The organism is Paenibacillus sp. NPDC058071, assembly GCF_042885235.1.
Taxonomy (GTDB): Bacteria; Bacillota; Bacilli; order Paenibacillales; family Paenibacillaceae; genus Pristimantibacillus.
In genome coordinates this window covers 36,129-53,142 of record NZ_JBHVSK010000002.1, presented here as the reverse complement: position 1 = coordinate 53,142, position 17,014 = coordinate 36,129, and the positions used below count along the sequence as shown (strand labels likewise).

At 45.1% G+C, this 17,014-nt stretch carries 16 protein-coding genes; 13 read left to right on the top strand and 3 right to left on the bottom strand.

Annotated elements, in window-relative coordinates:
- The first annotated feature begins 184 nt into the window (after positions 1-184).
- Positions 185-625: a hypothetical protein gene (locus ACFVTB_RS03210; protein ID WP_387745073.1), complete on the top strand. Its 441-nt coding sequence runs from the start codon at positions 185-187 to the stop codon at positions 623-625.
- Between the two features lie 416 nt (positions 626-1,041).
- Here the strand turns inward: ACFVTB_RS03210 and ACFVTB_RS03205 are convergent, their stop codons facing one another.
- On the bottom strand, positions 1,042-1,530 hold the full coding sequence (locus ACFVTB_RS03205) for a YfbM family protein (RefSeq protein WP_387745071.1): 489 nt from the start codon (positions 1,528-1,530) through the stop codon (positions 1,042-1,044).
- A gap of 155 nt (positions 1,531-1,685) precedes the next feature.
- On the opposite strand from ACFVTB_RS03205, the gene ACFVTB_RS03200 reads away from it, so the two are divergent.
- The gene (locus ACFVTB_RS03200; RefSeq protein ID WP_387745069.1) at positions 1,686-2,132 is read left to right on the top strand and encodes an NUDIX hydrolase; all 447 of its coding nucleotides are present in this window, start codon (positions 1,686-1,688) and stop codon (positions 2,130-2,132) included.
- A gap of 13 nt (positions 2,133-2,145) precedes the next feature.
- A complete protein-coding gene (locus tag ACFVTB_RS03195; RefSeq protein ID WP_387745066.1) occupies positions 2,146-2,691 on the top strand; it encodes a histidine phosphatase family protein in 546 nt (181 codons plus the stop codon).
- Positions 2,692-2,693: 2 nt separating this feature from the next.
- On the opposite strand, the gene ACFVTB_RS03190 is transcribed toward ACFVTB_RS03195, so the two are convergent.
- Positions 2,694-3,146 (bottom strand): putative iron-sulfur cluster-binding metallochaperone, encoded by a 453-nt coding sequence (locus ACFVTB_RS03190; RefSeq protein WP_387745063.1) that lies wholly within the window; start codon positions 3,144-3,146, stop codon positions 2,694-2,696.
- Between the two features lie 293 nt (positions 3,147-3,439).
- On the opposite strand from ACFVTB_RS03190, the gene ACFVTB_RS03185 reads away from it, so the two are divergent.
- Together ACFVTB_RS03185 and ACFVTB_RS03180 are read left to right on the top strand one after the other, a co-directional pair.
- Positions 3,440-3,964: an ankyrin repeat domain-containing protein gene (locus ACFVTB_RS03185; protein ID WP_387745060.1), complete on the top strand. Its 525-nt coding sequence runs from the start codon at positions 3,440-3,442 to the stop codon at positions 3,962-3,964.
- 6 nt (positions 3,965-3,970) lie between these two features.
- Positions 3,971-4,393: an NUDIX hydrolase gene (locus ACFVTB_RS03180; RefSeq protein WP_387745057.1), complete on the top strand. Its 423-nt coding sequence runs from the start codon at positions 3,971-3,973 to the stop codon at positions 4,391-4,393.
- A gap of 98 nt (positions 4,394-4,491) precedes the next feature.
- Here ACFVTB_RS03180 and ACFVTB_RS03175 read toward each other — a convergent pair whose 3' ends face one another.
- Entirely contained in the window at positions 4,492-5,400 is a 909-nt protein-coding gene (locus ACFVTB_RS03175) for a methyl-accepting chemotaxis protein (RefSeq protein ID WP_387745054.1), read from the bottom strand.
- Positions 5,401-5,794: 394 nt separating this feature from the next.
- Here ACFVTB_RS03175 and ACFVTB_RS03170 point away from each other — a divergent pair, with 394 nt between their 5' ends.
- The 8 genes from ACFVTB_RS03170 to ACFVTB_RS03135 all read left to right on the top strand — a co-directional run bounded on the left by ACFVTB_RS03170 (position 5,795) and on the right by ACFVTB_RS03135 (position 16,944).
- On the top strand, positions 5,795-6,373 hold the full coding sequence (locus tag ACFVTB_RS03170) for a DUF4256 domain-containing protein (protein ID WP_387745051.1): 579 nt from the start codon (positions 5,795-5,797) through the stop codon (positions 6,371-6,373).
- 50 nt (positions 6,374-6,423) lie between these two features.
- Positions 6,424-7,245: a GNAT family N-acetyltransferase gene (locus ACFVTB_RS03165; RefSeq protein ID WP_387745049.1), complete on the top strand. Its 822-nt coding sequence runs from the start codon at positions 6,424-6,426 to the stop codon at positions 7,243-7,245.
- Positions 7,246-8,135: 890 nt separating this feature from the next.
- Positions 8,136-9,080: an ABC transporter permease gene (locus ACFVTB_RS03160; RefSeq protein ID WP_387746172.1), complete on the top strand. Its 945-nt coding sequence runs from the start codon at positions 8,136-8,138 to the stop codon at positions 9,078-9,080.
- A 29-nt stretch (positions 9,081-9,109) separates the two neighbouring features.
- Positions 9,110-9,997, top strand: a complete 888-nt coding sequence (locus tag ACFVTB_RS03155) for a carbohydrate ABC transporter permease (RefSeq protein ID WP_387745046.1) — start codon at positions 9,110-9,112, stop codon at positions 9,995-9,997.
- A 106-nt stretch (positions 9,998-10,103) separates the two neighbouring features.
- Positions 10,104-11,753 (top strand): extracellular solute-binding protein, encoded by a 1,650-nt coding sequence (locus ACFVTB_RS03150; protein WP_387745043.1) that lies wholly within the window; start codon positions 10,104-10,106, stop codon positions 11,751-11,753.
- Positions 11,754-11,861: 108 nt separating this feature from the next.
- On the top strand, positions 11,862-13,781 hold the full coding sequence (locus ACFVTB_RS03145; protein ID WP_387745040.1) for a sensor histidine kinase: 1,920 nt from the start codon (positions 11,862-11,864) through the stop codon (positions 13,779-13,781).
- A complete protein-coding gene (locus ACFVTB_RS03140; RefSeq protein WP_387745037.1) occupies positions 13,778-15,370 on the top strand; it encodes a response regulator in 1,593 nt (530 codons plus the stop codon). Before ACFVTB_RS03145 ends, ACFVTB_RS03140 begins: the two co-directional genes overlap by 4 nt.
- Positions 15,367-16,944 carry a glycoside hydrolase family 3 protein gene (locus tag ACFVTB_RS03135; RefSeq protein ID WP_387745034.1) on the top strand — a complete coding sequence of 526 codons (1,578 nt, stop codon included), beginning with the start codon at positions 15,367-15,369 and terminating at the stop codon, positions 16,942-16,944. The genes ACFVTB_RS03140 and ACFVTB_RS03135 overlap by 4 nt, the downstream gene beginning before the upstream one ends.
- Positions 16,945-17,014 lie beyond the last annotated feature (70 nt).

The following is a 17,014-nucleotide window of genomic DNA, read 5'->3' as shown; positions in this document are numbered from 1 at the left end:
TATAGGAGATATGAAATGTGAAGTCTATTTGTAAAACCTGTGCTGGGGGCAGAGGGGGAATAAGGCTATTACAATTACTTACAAAACTATAATTAAAGTGTTATATTATAACTTTGAACATCCTTATGGATATTTTTCACAGAGAGGATTGCTTTTTAAGGTGAAACGAATTAGGAAATTTGCAATGACGGTGGCAATGGCTACTACTTTAATTGTGATCGGAGCATGTACATCTGCTGGCAATGAAGCTTCTCCTGCATCAAATCTTACTCCAAGCACCGCTCAAAACGAGATCGACGATGCTAAAGACTTGATTTTCAACAATGCACTTAAAGATGGCATAAAATACTCTTTCACAATCGATCCTGGCTATGGTTGGGTAAAAGTATTGGTTAAAAATGATACGAGTTCAGAAATGACTGTCCGAGTTACTCAAGGAAGTCTTACGGGAGCAGAGAAGATGTTATTTACAGTGCCTGCTAATAGTCAAGAGTACTTAACTGGAACTGCAGCGTGGTCAACTGGAGAATTTCATGTTGCAGTCTCTTCAAAGATCAGTCTGCCACTATCAGGTTTGTTGTCGGTTAAATCCGCGACTACAGAAAAAGCTTTAATTAAACTGTAATTGGCACGAATTCTTACTTCAGCCTAATTAAATACATTAGCAATAAAAACCGTCTTTGCTTGTCCAAAACTCCATTATGGAAGAGTTCGTTTGGATACAAAGACGGTTTTTTTAATATACATATCTCCTTGGCAACTATAAGAGAATATTCTGTTATAAATTGGAATTGAAGTTTACTTGAAGGTCGTGACTATAGGATGTTAGATTTTCTCAAGAAGAAGGGAATAAATGCATTTCACGAAATATTGGAGATAGCAGAACATCCAAATATGCTGTTCTCAAACGATAAGAAACAATACAATGCTGAGGCTCGCTATAACCTCTGCACCATCCAGAAGTTGAACAAACTTATCAAAAAGAACAAAATCTCGATGTACTAGCCGTCAATTATTTAGTGAACTGCGATTGGATTGAAATCAGAAAATATAGAACATGAGACCTTTGCCCTCGGCTACAGCTTGGGTGTAGAAACGCTGAATTTCATTAAAATGCTGCAGCAAGTAGGCAAAGAACTCGTCCTCATCTTCGTCTGAAGTATAGCCAGCTTCAAGAGGATATACCTCGTCTTCGAGCATGGTTTGGAAATTGTACCTTAATCGGAGCTGCGCTTCATCTAGCTCAGACATCGCTTGAAGCGCTTCTGCAACTTGCTCAGCGCGTAAGAGAAACGCACCGAAAGATCCAAATTCGATGTTGTGGCCTGACGTTAACGGAACAACATAACCCAGAGGGGGCTTTCCATCGGCAATATCTCCACATAGCAAGTAGTGAATGGCCTCCCAGGATCTATCAATGTCCAGTCCGGGATAATCTTTTAGCTTCAAATCCTTGGCGACAATTTCGCCTGCAGCGATTTGTAGCACCAGTTTGTCATCAAGACTACTATAATATCCGTACATTCCCATGTTTCATCCCTCTTTCTATTTTAGTAGTGATTATATCGCTCTATTAAATGTAACATTTGGCAATTATGCATTTCAAGGAACGATGGCGCTCACTGAAACTAAGTTGGTTGTGCTATCATGATTTTTTTGATAAATGATTCAGGAGGCGGGCAGCGATGGGCAATCTTTTGCAGGTTAGAGTAACGGGGATACTGGTTGAGGATGGAAAAATTTTATTGGTCAAACAGAACGTAACTTCTGACCGAAAGTGGTCTTTGCCCGGAGGCAGAGTCGAGCAAGGCGAGACTCTAGAAGATGCAATTGTAAGAGAAATTGAAGAGGAAACAGGACTTGCTGCTAACATTTCCAAGCTGTTGTACATATGCGATAAACCGGATGCCTCGCCTTCATTAATTCACATAACTTTCCTGCTTGAAAAAATAGGAGGGAAAATACGCCTCCCATCGAATGAGTTTGATAGTAATCCGATAAGTGGTGTGGAGATGATTCCGATTCATGAACTTGTCGCCCATGGATTCTCAGAGAAATTTATGACCATTGTTCAGAATGGGTTTCCTGAGTCAGGAAGCTACAAAGGCCTTAAAAGCAACATCGGCTTATAAGGAGGAATGACGGATGAAAAATGTTTATGTTGTTCGGCATTGTAAGGCAGAAGGACAAGCCTCTGATGCTCAACTAACCTCTATTGGTGTTGAACAAGCAAAGGGCCTTGCTGAATTTCTTTTAGACAAAGATATCGATTGTATCATCTCGAGTCCTTATGAAAGAGCTTACCGTACTATAAAACCACTATCCGATAAATTAGCTGTTGAAATCGCCTTGGATGAAAGATTGACGGAGCGGGTTTTGTCAGATAAGAACTATCCCGATTGGCTTGAAATGCTTCGTAAAACATATGATGACTTAGATCTATGTTATGAGGGTGGAGAGTCCAGTAACATGGCTATGAGCCGTGCCATTAGTGTAGTCGTGGAAGCTCTGGGTAGCGAGAGTCAAAACATTGTATTGGTTTCACATGGAAACCTGATATCACTTCTTCTTAAGTATTTTGATGACCGCATCGGATTTAAGGAGTGGGAATCTCTATCTAATCCCGATGTGTTTCAACTTACCTTCTCAGCAGAAAAAAAGCCCAATATTCATCGAATATGGGCGGAATGATTTTAAGCTCTGCTGAAGCTCCGAATGACCGTAGTTACATTGCCCAAACAACATGATCCTTGCGGGTTATTAACCTCACAACCACAGCGATTGGCTTGAACTTGTTCACGGATATGTTCATTTGGATGCTGACGATCTTGAACAGCTTGCCTTATACGTTCTCTTGTCCATCCGAAACAATAGCAAACAGGGGCATCTAAAGCGTCGTCTTTTTGAAATACGGGTACTTTGAGCGTAGTTTTGTTAAAGGTCTGTATATCGCTAAAATAAACGACTTCACAAGACGAGTTCGAGCAAAATGCATAAGACGATGCAGGATCAATTGTTTCTAGAGATGTTGGTTGGAGCAAGGCTTTTAGAGTAATCAATGGAACGCTTTTTCCCTTTTGACGGCAGACGGGACAAAGTATAAGATTTGATGATTCTTTGGTTGGTGTATGGCAGCAGCTTTCCATTGAAGAATCACTCCTTGTTCAGTAATGAAAGTGCAATCGTGTTTTCTTGTTGCGACTTAGAATAAAGTCCTTTATTATAATATACCCCCGCCCGGTACCTGAAGGGAAGAGATCTTTCACATTTTGGAGTCCTAGTTCATTTAGTGGTCTGTTCTCCAAACGTTTTTCTCTGCCCCCTTCGCAGTTCCGTCAAAAAAAGTGATTTTCAAGAAGCAAGTTTTCTAACCGTAGTTATAATTTCAAGTACAACCGTAGTTACCTAGTATATCACGGTCGAAATGGAGGCGAATTGAATGGAGCTAACACAAATCATTAACGATGTATTTCAAGCGATACAGAAAGGGGACACTGCAAGGCTAACAGATATTCTAGAATCACACTCTTACCTTTCAAATACGGAAAATGGGGAGGGGCTTACGCCTCTGGGGTATGCGGCACACTTTGGAAACAATGAGGCTGTACAGATATTGCTAACTCATGGTGCAGATGTTGATGCGATATCTCATTCCAAACTTTCCTACATTCCTTCGAATACAGCCCTGCATGCAGCAATTTCCGGAGAGCGTAACCTGGATGTTGTCAGATTGCTTTTGGCACATAAGGCGCAGACAATTATATTCGATAGCAATGGTCATGCTTGTCTACACACCGCTGCATTCCATGACGATAACATAGAAATTATTCGTTTATTGATTGAACATGGTGCCGATGTAAACGCTAGAATAAAAGATGGAGAAACAGCACTGTCACTCGCTATCAAGCAGGGGAACAATAACGTAGAGGAATTTCTTCGCCAACATGGAGCAGAAAAGGAGTAAAACCGCATGTTCATTGTAAACGTAGAAGGTGCAGTCTGTAGAAATGATAAATGGCTTCTTATTACACGGAGCGCCGAAGAAGAACATGCAGGCGGTACTCTGTCCCTTGTGGGAGGAAAAGTAGACGTTGAAGGGAGCTCGCTTGAAATCCTTGAACGGACCGTAAAGCGAGAGCTTTATGAAGAAGTTGGCATCGAGATAAAAGATGCGGTTACTTTTGTATACAGCACCTCCTTTGTAACAGAAGATGGGAGGAACGTAATCAATATGGTCTTCCTATGCGAATATGACAAAGGTGAAGCTCATATCAAAAGCCCTGATGAGGTTGAAGCCATACACTGGATGACCTACGAAGAAATCATGAACCATCCCAAAACGCCTCCTTGGACAAAAGAGAGTGTAAGGAGAGTAGCGCTAGCAAAGGGGTAATATATAATCAAAGTATTTGCAAGGAAACACAACTAGGCGGGTCATAGAAAGCAAAATCCACAACTTTCGAGGTTGTGGTTTTTGGTATGAGCATGTAATTACATGATTTTACTCATAGACTGAGCTTGACTATCTAACCTGCTAGCGGCTTCGTCAATTCCAGAGAACTCCTCAACTGCTTGTTGAATTTGGCTTTGACTGTCTGTAATTGCACTTTGAGAAATCTTTGTTCCCTCACTGACTTTTTCAACAAAATGAAAGATGCCCTCTATGGTGGATTGAATTTCTTTTGTAGCTTCTTGTACGCTATTGGCTAACTTTCGTACTTCGGTTGCTACAACATTAAAGCTGCGCCCATGCTCCTTGGCATGCGCCGCTTCAATTGCCGCATTTAAGGCAAGCAAGTTTGTTTGCGAAGCGAAATCCCTAATCGTATGAACAATTCCTCTAACGGCTGTTGTCTGCTCTTCCAAATCACGAAGATAGGCTAGGTTATTGCCGTTGTTTTCCAATACAAATCCAATTGCCGATGCTACTTGTTGACTGCGAGATATGCCTACCTTTGTGCGTGAGATCAATGCTTCCGACATATTCTTTAGTTCGGTTGTGAGCTGGTTTTTGGCCGTTTCCCGTTCAGTTATATCTGTAGCTACTTTTAGAACTGCCGTGACTTGACCCTGTTCGTTTTGAATGGGCATATAAGTGGCTTCAAGATGAAGTAAATTGCCGTTCTTTGCCACACGAACAATTTTCTCTTGGAATTTACTGCCGCTCCTGAGATTGCTCCACAACAGCTTATAGTCTGAACTATTAGCGTAATCTGGCGTGCAAAATTGCCGATGATGCAGCCCTATCAATTCGGACTGTTGGTAGCCCATTGCTTGAGCAAAATGATCATTTGCCCATAATACTTCTCCCTCAATCGTAAATTCAATCATCGCGAGCGACTGCTCTAAAGCGGCAAGTACGGCTCTTTCACTTAGCACTTGGGTTGAATTTTCTAGCAACCACTACCGCCCCCTCTCTTATGAACTGATAATTTCATTTTGTCTATATATCTATAGCCCTATTATACCAAAATCCGACTTATAACAAGTGGGTATTTTATCTTTTTATTAAATATCACGAGCTTACAGAATGCGCCATTTCCAGACAAAATACATCGTCATTTTACAACCTTGCCCTATACAAAATCTGAACACTCTCGCATTGATCAATGATTCTGCACATCAACGACACTCTCCCGGCTATCTGTAGCTTCGGAGCTGTGTCAAACAAGTAGTAGATTATCCTTTTCCGAATTGTACCACTGGTAGCTGTGGTAATATAATTAAAAACAAATGCGGCAATACTGTATGTTGCATACTAGGAACCAGTGCCTTATTAAAAGGAGGAAACAAAATGGCAGTAAATGAAATAAACGATAGCAAGGAATTATCGGAGGAGCAGCGTGAGAGTCTGCTAAAAGCATTGAAAGCCCGTTTTGAGAAAAATAGGAACCGCCACGAAGAAGCTGAATGGGCTGGCGTACTGGCAAAGCTTGAAGCAAATGCTGATAAAATGTGGTCGCTTCATGAAATGGAGAGAACGGGCGGTGAACCGGATGTTGTGGGCTACGACGCTGCGACGGGTGAGTACATTTTTTACGATTGCTCAGCCGAAAGCCCTAAAGGGCGCAGAAGTATTTGTTACGACCATGAAGCGCTGGAGTCCAGGAAAGAGCATAAACCGAAAAATAGCGCTGTCCAAATGGCAGCCGACATGGGCATTGAGCTTTTAACGGAAGAGCAGTACCGGGAGCTGCAGAACCTTGGGGGCTTCGATTTGAAATCTTCGAGTTGGGTAGTAACACCGGCTAATATTAGAAAGCTCGGCGGAGCTATTTTCTGCGATCGCCGTTTCGACACTGTCTTCGTGTATCACAATGGAGCTGAATCCTATTATGGCGCAAGGGGATTCCGCGGTTCGTTAAGGGTCTGAGTACCGTCAGGAGCATATACGGCTTGTTCGGACGCATGCAGGAGGTATACATGATTAAAGCAGACGGTTTATCTAAAATCACTAATTATGAGAAAGTGACCAACGAATATAGTCCCAGCTTCTCAGGGATCGTCGCGGGTGAATGCAAGGGTGACCTGTGGGTTGATCAAGTCCAAAATCCCAAAATTGCGGTCGCAAATTCTTATGCAGTCGGAGGCTTCGCCTTTTTTGGAGCGATTGAATCCGAAGAGGAATCAAACAGCGTTAAGGGGTTTATTCATAAACAATTGTTTGCGTGGTTGAAATCAAAAGAGATTGGCTATTTTGAGTTTTCGATCGAAAGCGACGGACTAAGAAACCAGGTATTAAACATGTTTGATGACCAAGAGATACAGAGTGAAAAGGAGTTTAGCTTTCGAAAAAAAGACGAGACTCCTGAATCGCTTCATCTCCCAGAGGAATATATCCTGCATGAAGTGGACCATAAGTTTTGGGCTTCATTAAATGAAGGAGCGTTTGATAACCGATCTTTCGTCACTGAGAGGATACGGGGTTCATGGCAGAGCTTTGATGATTTTCATCAGAGAAGCTTAGCTTTTTGTATAACGCATTCTACCAAAATAGTTGCAGTTATTGCAGGTACCGCTAGCTTCAATGACGTAATTGCCATCGACATAGAAACAGAGGAAGCACACAGAAATAAAGGTCTGGCATTACTGCTGACCGGAAAGTTCGTAAACGAATGTGTAAGTAGAGGGCTGACCGCTCAATGGGATTGCGTGGAGTCGAACCCTGCCTCAAGAAAACTAGCTGAAAAAGCGGGCTTCACATTCATAAAACAAAATGAAGTGTATTGGGTAAAAAACCTCTGACCCGCAGCGTCTCCTCTCTGGAATTAAAGCACTGATTCGGTTTTGAGCTGCGTTTTTTCATTATATATGATTATTCATATATAATTTTCGGATTTTGAGCAAATGCTTAATGGTTCACAATGGACAGCAGCGTGATCGTATCCATCAAGCGGTCCATTCTGACCGTTAGAGCAAAAAACAAAGCCTATTCCCTTTCTTTAAGGACACTAGTGACCGTTAGAAGATGATTTCAGGCTATTCTCCGCCCCTATCCTATGCTTAGGGACATTAATGTCCCTAAGCGAGCCGAAATTTCGAATAATCGGTGCTAACGGTCATTACTGTCCATTAACTAGGCTCGCACTGATTATGGTATAGAGCCGATTTTTCGTGCTTATTCCTCATGTAGACCCTACGGCTGTTGCTTCTAATGCTAGGCTATCTCGGAAAGCGGGCAACCTGAAGCGACCTATAATGTTAAATCAGTGGTTAACAGACCAGCAGAGAAAAGCGAAGGGACAGAGGGATTCTGGAGAAACGATAGTGGTCGCTTTTAAAGTCGGATTCCTACCGCAAACCTCTATAAAATAAAGGAATCTGGCTTTAATGGCGATCGGAAGAACCCTCTGTACCGCAGCGTTCCCTCTCTCTGGAAGTAAAGCACTTATCTCTACCAGAATCACAATCATAATCAGAATGTTCAAAGAGCGTCCGTAACCGGGCGTTCTTTTTTTATACTCCTCCCTCCGCCTACCCCATCCCGATTCCATCCCATTTCTGCAATTGTCCAAAAAAATGATACCAAACATGAAATTTGACGACTTATGCCTGTTTTTAGACTGACTTATAATGAATCACAGATTCGAGAAAAACAAGAGTGCAAGGAGGATTCGGCAATAGTGGATGCAGCAGTGGAGACTGCGAAGAAACCCGGAAACAGACCATCCAACCGGAGATGGCTTCGCAGATTTTACAAACAAAAATATTTGCAGATCATGGCTCTTCTTGGAGTAGCCTGGATAATTGTTTTCAACTACGTTCCTATGTACGGAATTATTATTGCTTTCAAAGATTACGACATTATCGGTTCCATTTCGAGCGCGCCTTGGGTAGGACTGGAGCATTTTAAAGAGTTTTTTGAGGATGAGAATCTAAGGTATGTGGTCAAAAATACGTTGGGCATCAGCCTGCTGCGCCTCATCATCGGCTTTCCGCTTCCGATTCTGTTCGCTATTCTGCTGAACGAAATGCGTTCCGCCTTGTTTAAAAGAGGGGTTCAGACGATTTCCTACCTGCCCTACTTCCTGTCATGGGTAATCCTTGGCGGAATCTTGAGCACATGGTTATCCGATGTCGGTATTATTAATCAGCTGCTCCTCAAGCTGCATGTGATCAATGAGCCAATTAGCTATTTGGCCGAACCGGAATATTTCTGGGCGATTTCGATTATTTCGAGCATTTGGAAGGAGTTGGGCTGGTCAGCGATCATTTATCTCGCGGCAATCTCGGGCATCTCTCCTGAGCTTTACGAAGCTGCCACAATCGATGGCGCCGGTAGATTCGCACGCATTCGCCACATCACGCTGCCATCCATCGCCGGAACGGTATCCATCCTGTTCATCTTGGCGGTCAGCGGATTACTGAACTCCAATTTCGACCAGATCATGGTGCTTCGCAATGCGCTTAATGAAAGTGCCAGCAATGTCATAGACATCTACATCTACCAGACTGGTCTGCAATCTGCTCGTTTCTCCTATTCGACGGCGGTCGGGCTCGTCAAGTCGTTGATCGCGCTTGTGCTGCTGGTTGTGAGCAACAGCGTCACAAAGAGAATCAACAACACGTCGCTGTTCTAGATCAGTCAAAGGAGAAAGGAGAGGTATACATGTTCAAATTAAAACGAAGGACTGTTGCGGAAGCGTCGTTCGATGTCGGCAATAACGTGCTCATGCTGTTGATCTGCTTCCTCACGTTGTACCCGGTATGGTACGTAGTCGTCAATTCTTTCAACGATGGGAACGACGCGATGCTTGGAAATATATATTGGTGGCCTCGCGTATTCAGCCTCGATAGCTATAAGGCGGTATTTAACAGTAACGGCATTATGCTCGCTATGGGCGTTACCGTAGCGAAGACAGTCATCGGGACGGCCGTGCATGTATTCTTTACTGCTATGGTTGCCTACGCATTATCGAATAAGGAGCTGCTCGGACGCAAGCTGTACATGACGCTTGGAACGATCACCCTCTTCTTCGGGGGCGGACTTATTCCTTCTTATTTGCTCATTCGAGATCTCGGGCTTCTGGATAGCTTCTGGGTGTATATCCTGCCTGCGGCCTTTAGCTTCTATGACCTTATCATCTTTATGTCTTTCTTCCGAGAGATTCCGAACGGGTTAGAGGAAGCCGCTCAGATTGACGGGGCGAATGAATTTAAAATTTTCTGGAAGGTGATCATTCCGGTATCTATGCCGGTCGTCGCTACGATCGCGCTGTTCCATGGCGTGTATCAGTGGAATGATTATTTTGCCGGGGTAATCTACATTAACAATTCCAACTTACAGCCGATACAAACGTTTCTTTATCGGATTGTCGCGGAATCCAGCTCCAATCAGATGGTTTCGGCGATGGCCGGCAGCATTCAGAAGTCCGTTACTTCCCAGTCGGTCAAGCTGGCGACGATGGTCGTGACTACGCTGCCAATCGTTCTTGTCTATCCATTCCTGCAAAAGTATTTTGTCAAAGGCATGATGATCGGCTCTATCAAAGGGTAGCGTTAATGAGAAGAGTAGAAACAAATGGATTTTTTTTAACGGCTTTCAGCCCTTCTAATTAGAAGGTTTGATAAGATAAAATGATATAGGAAAAGGGGAAAGTACGATGGTCAAATCTAAAAAAAGCATTTTGATCCTGATGTCGCTTGTTCTCGTCTCTGTTCTGTCTGCTTGCAGCGGTTCAGGCAACGGGGGAAAGTCCGATTCCGCAAGCTCCGCTCCTCCAGCAGAGAAGACGCTTAATGCCAACGAAGCGGGCTGGAAAAGCAATACCGATCCAGTCACTTTCGATTGGTATTTGAATTATTCCTGGTTTGCGGATAAATGGGGCGTCGACAAGACGACACAGTATATTACGAAAAAAACCGGTGTCAACATTAACTTCATCGTTCCAGCAGGCAATGAAAATGAAAAGCTGAACACGATGATCGCTTCCGGCAACCTGCCTGACCTGATCACGCTGGACTGGAATTCCGATGCAGTCGACAAAATGATCAAGGGCGGCATGGTGCTGCCGCTTAACGAACTGGCGGATCAGTACGATCCTTACTTCTTCAAAATTGCCGATAAAGCCAAGCTGAATTGGTACAAGCAAGAAGACGGCAAGGTATACGGTTATCCGAATCAGTCGAGTTCTCCATCCGACTTCCAAAAATTCGGTTACAACTTTACTTCCAATAATACTTTTCTAGTGCGTAAAGATATTTACGAAGCGATTGGAAGTCCCGATATGCGTACGCCGGAAGGCTTCTTGAATGCTCTGAAGGCAGCCAAGGAGAAGTATCCGGAAATCAACGGTCAACCGCTCATTCCGTTCGGCTCGCAGGAATTTACGAGCACGGGAAATGGATCGTTTGAATCAAGCCTATTTGAGTTCCTGTCGATCCCTACTGAAAAAGACGGCAATTTTTATGATCGTACCACAGATCCAGAATATATCCGTTGGCTAAAGGTTTTCCGTCAAGCGAACGAGCAAGGTCTAATCTCCAAGGATATCTTGATTGACAAGCGTCCGCAAATCGAGGAGAAAATTTTGCAGGGCAGATATTTCGCCATGATGTTCCCGCGTTCCGATCTGCAGAACCAGAATATTGCCCGTTACCAACAGGATCCGAATTCCGTGTATATTGCGGTAGATGGACCTGCGAATTCCAAGCTGGATCAGCCGCGGCTAAGCGGTCCGTCTATCGCTGGCTGGACGCTGACCCTGATCTCCAAAAACGTCAAGGATAAGGAAAAAGCGATTCAATTCCTTACGTATCTGATTAGCGAAGAAGGCAACAAGGATCTGTTCTTCGGCGAGCAAGGCGTGACCTATGATGTGATTGACGGCAAAGAGCAATTTCTTCCTGAAGCGCTCAATATGTACAATAATGACCGTTCTTCCTTTGCGAAAACGTACGGCGCTTCCTACACGTTCTGGATGATGATGGACCCTTCGCTCAACTTGAAATGGGCTCCGGAATCGGTGGAACCGACCAAGGGACCAGAAGATTGGACTCGCGGCAAGGTCGTTGACAATACGGTCTACACGAACCTTGATCCATCGGCAACTTCGCCGGAAGGCATTTCGCTTGGCAAAATCAAAACTCAGTGGGGCAAGATACTCCCTAAACTGATTCTATCGAAATCGGAAGCTGACTTTGATGAAGTATGGACAGATTTCCAGAAATATCGCAGCCAGCATGATCTGGATAAAATCCAGGCTTTCCAGGACGCAGCGTTCAAGCGTAACATTGCTAAACTCTTAGAGTAACTTAGAAAGCATCATGCTTTATCTGCCTGGGCAAGTCCGGTCTTCGTGCCGGACACGCCTGGGTTTCTTCATTATCATTCAACTTAGATGGAAGCGGGTAGATTACCGGTGAGAAAACTTATGGTCAGTGCAAAACGGTCTGTAGAAGGCCTTTTCGGTCAACTTTCAATTCAAGCAAAGCTGATTCTGACCTATGTTCTCGTCATTCTAATCCCGACTATCGTCTTTTCAAGCTATCTGCTTGGAGCCAACTATCGAGGCAGCATCACAAGCATTGTTAATAAAAACGCCTATTTCCTCGGCACGGAGAAGAGCAGCATCCTTAACAGCATGGAGGGGATGGAACGAACGGCACAGCTGGCGCTGGCCGATCGCGACGTGCTCAATTACCTTCTGAGCAATTACGAGATCAGCGCAGAGGAATTGCTTAATTTTAACGCAGGCCCGTATAAAAATCTTCAGCATATGTTGTACAACAATCCGAACATCAACAATTTGCGAATCTTTACAGACAATAAGTTTGCACATGAGATCTGGCCTATTATTTTTAAGGAGAACCGGATTGAAGACGAAGAATGGGTGAAGCAATATTATTCCCAGCCTGAATCTTCCTGGTGGACGATTTATACGGGAGCGGACAATCCTCTACATACCGAATCGCGTGAAAATAGCGGGAAATATACGTTTGTCAGCTTAATGCAGGAAATCAAATATCCGCTGGAGCGCCACCTTGGCCTGCTGCAAATCAATATGAAGCTGGAAGTGTTCTTCTCCAAAATATATGGCAACCTCCAAGACAACTCTTCGCAGCTAATAGCTATTGATCGCAATTCCAAGGTGTACTATAACAAGACGTCGCCGTTCTATGACAAGATTGCACCCGAAGAAATCAAAGGGGAGTTCAATCGGAAGATTCGAGGAGACGAGGGCAGCTTCCAGTTTAATTATAACGGGGTTCCTTATTTGTGCGTGTACACGAGCCTTGATCGGCTAGACAGCCATCTAATGACCGTCGTTTCGCTAGAATCGTCCTATAATGACATGCATAAGACGAGGATGGCCATCATTGGCATTACGCTGCTGTTGGTTATTATTTTGTCCGTTATTACTTATAAACTGCTGTCCGTTATTTTAAAAAGGCTTCATCTGCTGCGGGAATCAATGAAGAAGGTTCGCCAAGGAGACTTCAATGTGCAAATCCCGCATCTCGGGAGCGACGAGGTGGGGGAACTAGGCAGCCAGTTTCGCCAGATGCTGAAAAAGATGAATGAACTGATTATCGTAGCGGTCAACAAGCAGGCGATCTCGCAGGAAGCGGAGCTCAATTCATTAAGGAATCAAATCGACGCCCACTTTCTGTATAATACGCTCGAGAATCTGAAGATGATGGCTGAGATGGAGGGACAGCTGGTCATCTCCGATACGTTGACTTCACTAGGGGGAATGATGCGCTACAACCTTCATTGGACCCATCACTATGTACATCTTTATGAGGAAATTCAGCATATTCAAAACTATATCTCGATTATGAATATTCGCTATAGCGGAAGGCTGGATTTGCGTATCGATTTGGCTGAGCAGTTGCAGCAGCAGGAGATTTTGAAGATGTCGCTTCAGCCAATTGTAGAGAATGCGCTTAAGTATGGAATGAACGCTTCAAGACTTCGCAAACGCAGCTTGGTGATCGAAATTTTCGCCTATGAAAGCGACGGTTTTATCCATATTGTAATCAGAGACAACGGAGCCGGCATTCCTTCCGAGCGCCTGCAAGAAATCAATGACCTCCTCCAACGGGACTCTATAGCTGCTGGTTCATCTATTAGCGGCGGGAGCGGTTATGGGATAGACGGCAACCGCGACGGTTCGGTTCATGAAGGAAACGGCATCGGACTGCGCAATGTCAATTTGCGTATTCGGCTTCATTATGGCCAAGGCAGCGGGGTTCGTATTGCCAGCGTAGAAGGAGAGTATACAGCAGTCACGATTACGATTCCCTATTTAATCCTTTCAGGAGGGCTGGCAGAATGAAACGAACGCTGTTGATCGTGGATGATGAAGAGTTTATTCGCTTAGGGATTAAGGCGATGATTGAACGCGAGTTTCCGGGCAATTATCAATTTTATTTTGCGGAAGACGGCGAGGAAGCTTTGGAGATTCTTGCCTCGAATGCGATAGATATTATGGTCACAGATATCCGGATGCCGATCATGGATGGAATTACGCTCATAGGACTTTTGCGACAGTTTGAACGCAGACCCGCCGTTGTCATTATTAGCGGCTATGATGATTTTCAATATGCCAAACAAGCCATTCGCTACGAGGTTCGAGATTACTTATTAAAGCCGATTGTACGAACCGAGCTTCATCAAACGTTCACCCGTCTGGAGCAGGAGCTGAAGCAAGACGAAGAGATTAACGGCATGCTCAGCGCAGCAGCCATGAAAGAAGAAGCCTATCGGCAGAATGAAATTCAATATGTGCTGTTAAATGATGAAATCAGCGGCGGGGAAGTGGCGGCAAGGCTTGAGAAATCCGGGGTATCGGAGCTTCAAACCGGCTATTGCCTTGGTCTTGTACAAGCTGTGGAAGGGCGCGCGGAGGGAAATGCTGTACTGCAAACGCGCATCGATGAATTTCTGCGCAGCACAGGCCAGCCTGGCGAGTGGCGCTTTACAGACAAGGAGGGGCGAAGCCTCGTACTGGTCCATGAAGAGCGGCGTTTGAACGAACTGCTGGATCATCTAGGTCAAGGGCGCTTGAAATCCTGCCAAATGGGGGTTAGCGAATGGTCGGAAGAGCCTGAGCAGTTCCGCGAGGTCTACCTCCAAGCGCTTAAAGCGCTGCGGTATTTTTTCCTTAAATCGACTCCAGGGATGATTCGTTATAGCCAGATCCAAGATAAGCCGTATTGCGGGGAGATACCTAAGGATGAAATCATCAAAATCGGCAATATGCTTGGAACAGGGCGAGAGCAGGAGATTAAGACTTTGCTCGCCCAGGTACTTGAATATCCGAAAATCTTGCGCTATGACATCTCCTACATGGAGGAAATCAGCAAAGCGATCAATGACTTGATTTTTGACAAAATATTTTTCATCTATGGCGAGGAAGCTGTTGAAATTCTTAAGCTTTACCGGCAGATCGGCAGCTTGTACCAATCTCCCAATTTTCATAATTATTATCATGGTGTAGAAAATCTGCTGGAACGCTTGAACGATTTTATTAGAGAAGTCAAATCGACTCATCTTAATCAAAAGGAAATGCGAGCCGCGCTAGAGTTTATTAACCTCAATTTCGAACGTATGGATTTGAATCTGGCGATGGTATCGAATCATGTCTCGTTCAATTACTCCTATTTCAGTTCTGTATTTAAAGAGTATACGGGCATGAGCTTTATTCAATATATTAAAAAGCTGAGGCTGACCAGAGCAAAGGAACTGCTCGATCATAGCATGTTGAAAGTATATGAAATCAGCGCCAAGGTCGGCTTTGAAAATCCGAAACATTTCAACAAAGTCTTCCGCGAGGCCGAGGGGATATCGCCTATGGAATATCGTACGCGGACGGCTGCTTTACATCATCCAAGCGTCCTGCCTGAGGAGGAGAACATCGATTGAAATTTATTATTAAGCCATCCGCGCAAATGCGCGAAATCGCGGAGCAGTGGGATTTTCGCAGATTGTTGAATCAAGTATGCTGCCCCACCAACGTACAAGCCGGAACAACGGCATCGGAATTCGGGGCTATGTTTTTCTTTGCAGGAGAAGCGGAATCGCTAAGTGAGCAAGTCTCCTCTTTCCATTCGACATGCGCGATACCGCCGTTTATCGTTAGCGATCTGGAGAACGGTCCGGGCGAAATGATTCACGGCTCGCAACGGTTTCCCCAGATGATGGGGTTCGGCCAGACCGATTCCGAAGAGCTGGTTTATACGATTGGACAATCCACAGCATTGGTCGCTGGAGCGAGCGGATTCAACTGGAATTTCTCTCCGGTTGTCGATCTTGCCGGCCATCCGGACAGTCCGGTCGTCTCCGGTCGCAGCGCAGGACAACGTCCCGAACAGGTTATTAAGATCGCCGGAGCTTATATGCGCGGACTGCAGGATAATGGCATGATGGCAACGATTAAACACTTCCCCGGTGACGGATTCGATACCTACGACCAGCATTTGACAACACCGGTTAATCCGTTGTCCAAGGAAGAATGGCGCAAGGGACCGGGCCGGGTGTTTAAAGAATTGATTGAAGCGGGAGCGATGGCCATGATGCCTGGACATATCGCATTGCCTGCATTCGACCAACCGGATGAGCGGGGGCTCTATCCTCCGGCGACTGTTTCCAAGCCTCTTCTGCAGCAGCTTTTGCGAGAGGAGCTGGATTTCCAAGGTTTAATTGTTTCCGATGCGGTCAACATGGGCGGACTGGTGGGCTATATGAATTACTATGATGCTCTTGCGGCAGCGTTAGAGAGCGGCTGCGACATGCTGTTGTTTCCCCACATTGATGAGCGTTTCTATGTGGAAATGGAGCGCCGTTATTCCGAAGGCAAGCTAAGCCGTGAGACACTGCTGGATCGCGCCAGCCGCGTTCTGTCTCTGAAAGAGCAGATGGGACTAATGGACGGAAGTCTGCCCACGATTACGCCGCCGGACCGTGAAGAGCTGGCTCGATTAGCCGAGCGAGCAGTCGCGGAGAGCCTGACGCTGGTACGAGACCGGGAGGGGCTTGTTCCTTTTCCGCTGCGCCCGGGAATGCGGGTATTGCATGCGGTGATCATGAATAAAGCCGATCAATATGGCGATCTCTATGATCGAATCCGCACCGAATTGGAACGGTATTGCGACCATGTCGACCAGTGGGTCGATCCGGGACCGGATAAGCTATTCCATACGGCGATATCCGGAACCTATGATCTGATTCTCTGCTCCATAGGCAGCCGTCAAGATTACGGCCTTAATGTCGCTCGGCTGCACGGTGAGGTTGCCCGCAACATGATGGGGGGATGGATGAGAGTAGGGACTCCAGTTATCTTCGTATCCCATTTCCACCCTTTTGTCCATCAAGAATATGAAGCATCGATCGATACGCTGATCAATACGTATGGTGATATCGACATTACGGCACGGTTGCTGATCGATGCGATCGCCGGACAAGCTCCAATCCGCCGCCAGCTAGCGGCGCATGACTAGAATATAGATGCAAAAAACGAAGATCTCAAGCCAGACTAAGCTGGCTGAGATCTTCGTTTTTTTGTTTTTT

Bases quoted from the DNA above. Each gene is read 5' to 3' on its own strand.
- ACFVTB_RS03210 (WP_387745073.1), top strand. From the start codon at position 185: ATGACGGTGGCAATGGCTACTACTTTAATTGTGATCGGAGCATGTACA.
- ACFVTB_RS03205 (WP_387745071.1), bottom strand. From the start codon at position 1,530: ATGGGAATGTACGGATATTATAGTAGTCTTGATGACAAACTGGTGCTA.
- ACFVTB_RS03200 (WP_387745069.1), top strand. From the start codon at position 1,686: ATGGGCAATCTTTTGCAGGTTAGAGTAACGGGGATACTGGTTGAGGAT.
- ACFVTB_RS03195 (WP_387745066.1), top strand. From the start codon at position 2,146: ATGAAAAATGTTTATGTTGTTCGGCATTGTAAGGCAGAAGGACAAGCC.
- ACFVTB_RS03190 (WP_387745063.1), bottom strand. From the start codon at position 3,146: ATGGAAAGCTGCTGCCATACACCAACCAAAGAATCATCAAATCTTATA.
- ACFVTB_RS03185 (WP_387745060.1), top strand. From the start codon at position 3,440: ATGGAGCTAACACAAATCATTAACGATGTATTTCAAGCGATACAGAAA.
- ACFVTB_RS03180 (WP_387745057.1), top strand. From the start codon at position 3,971: ATGTTCATTGTAAACGTAGAAGGTGCAGTCTGTAGAAATGATAAATGG.
- ACFVTB_RS03170 (WP_387745051.1), top strand. From the start codon at position 5,795: ATGGCAGTAAATGAAATAAACGATAGCAAGGAATTATCGGAGGAGCAG.
- ACFVTB_RS03165 (WP_387745049.1), top strand. From the start codon at position 6,424: ATGATTAAAGCAGACGGTTTATCTAAAATCACTAATTATGAGAAAGTG.
- ACFVTB_RS03155 (WP_387745046.1), top strand. From the start codon at position 9,110: ATGTTCAAATTAAAACGAAGGACTGTTGCGGAAGCGTCGTTCGATGTC.
- ACFVTB_RS03150 (WP_387745043.1), top strand. From the start codon at position 10,104: ATGGTCAAATCTAAAAAAAGCATTTTGATCCTGATGTCGCTTGTTCTC.
- ACFVTB_RS03140 (WP_387745037.1), top strand. From the start codon at position 13,778: ATGAAACGAACGCTGTTGATCGTGGATGATGAAGAGTTTATTCGCTTA.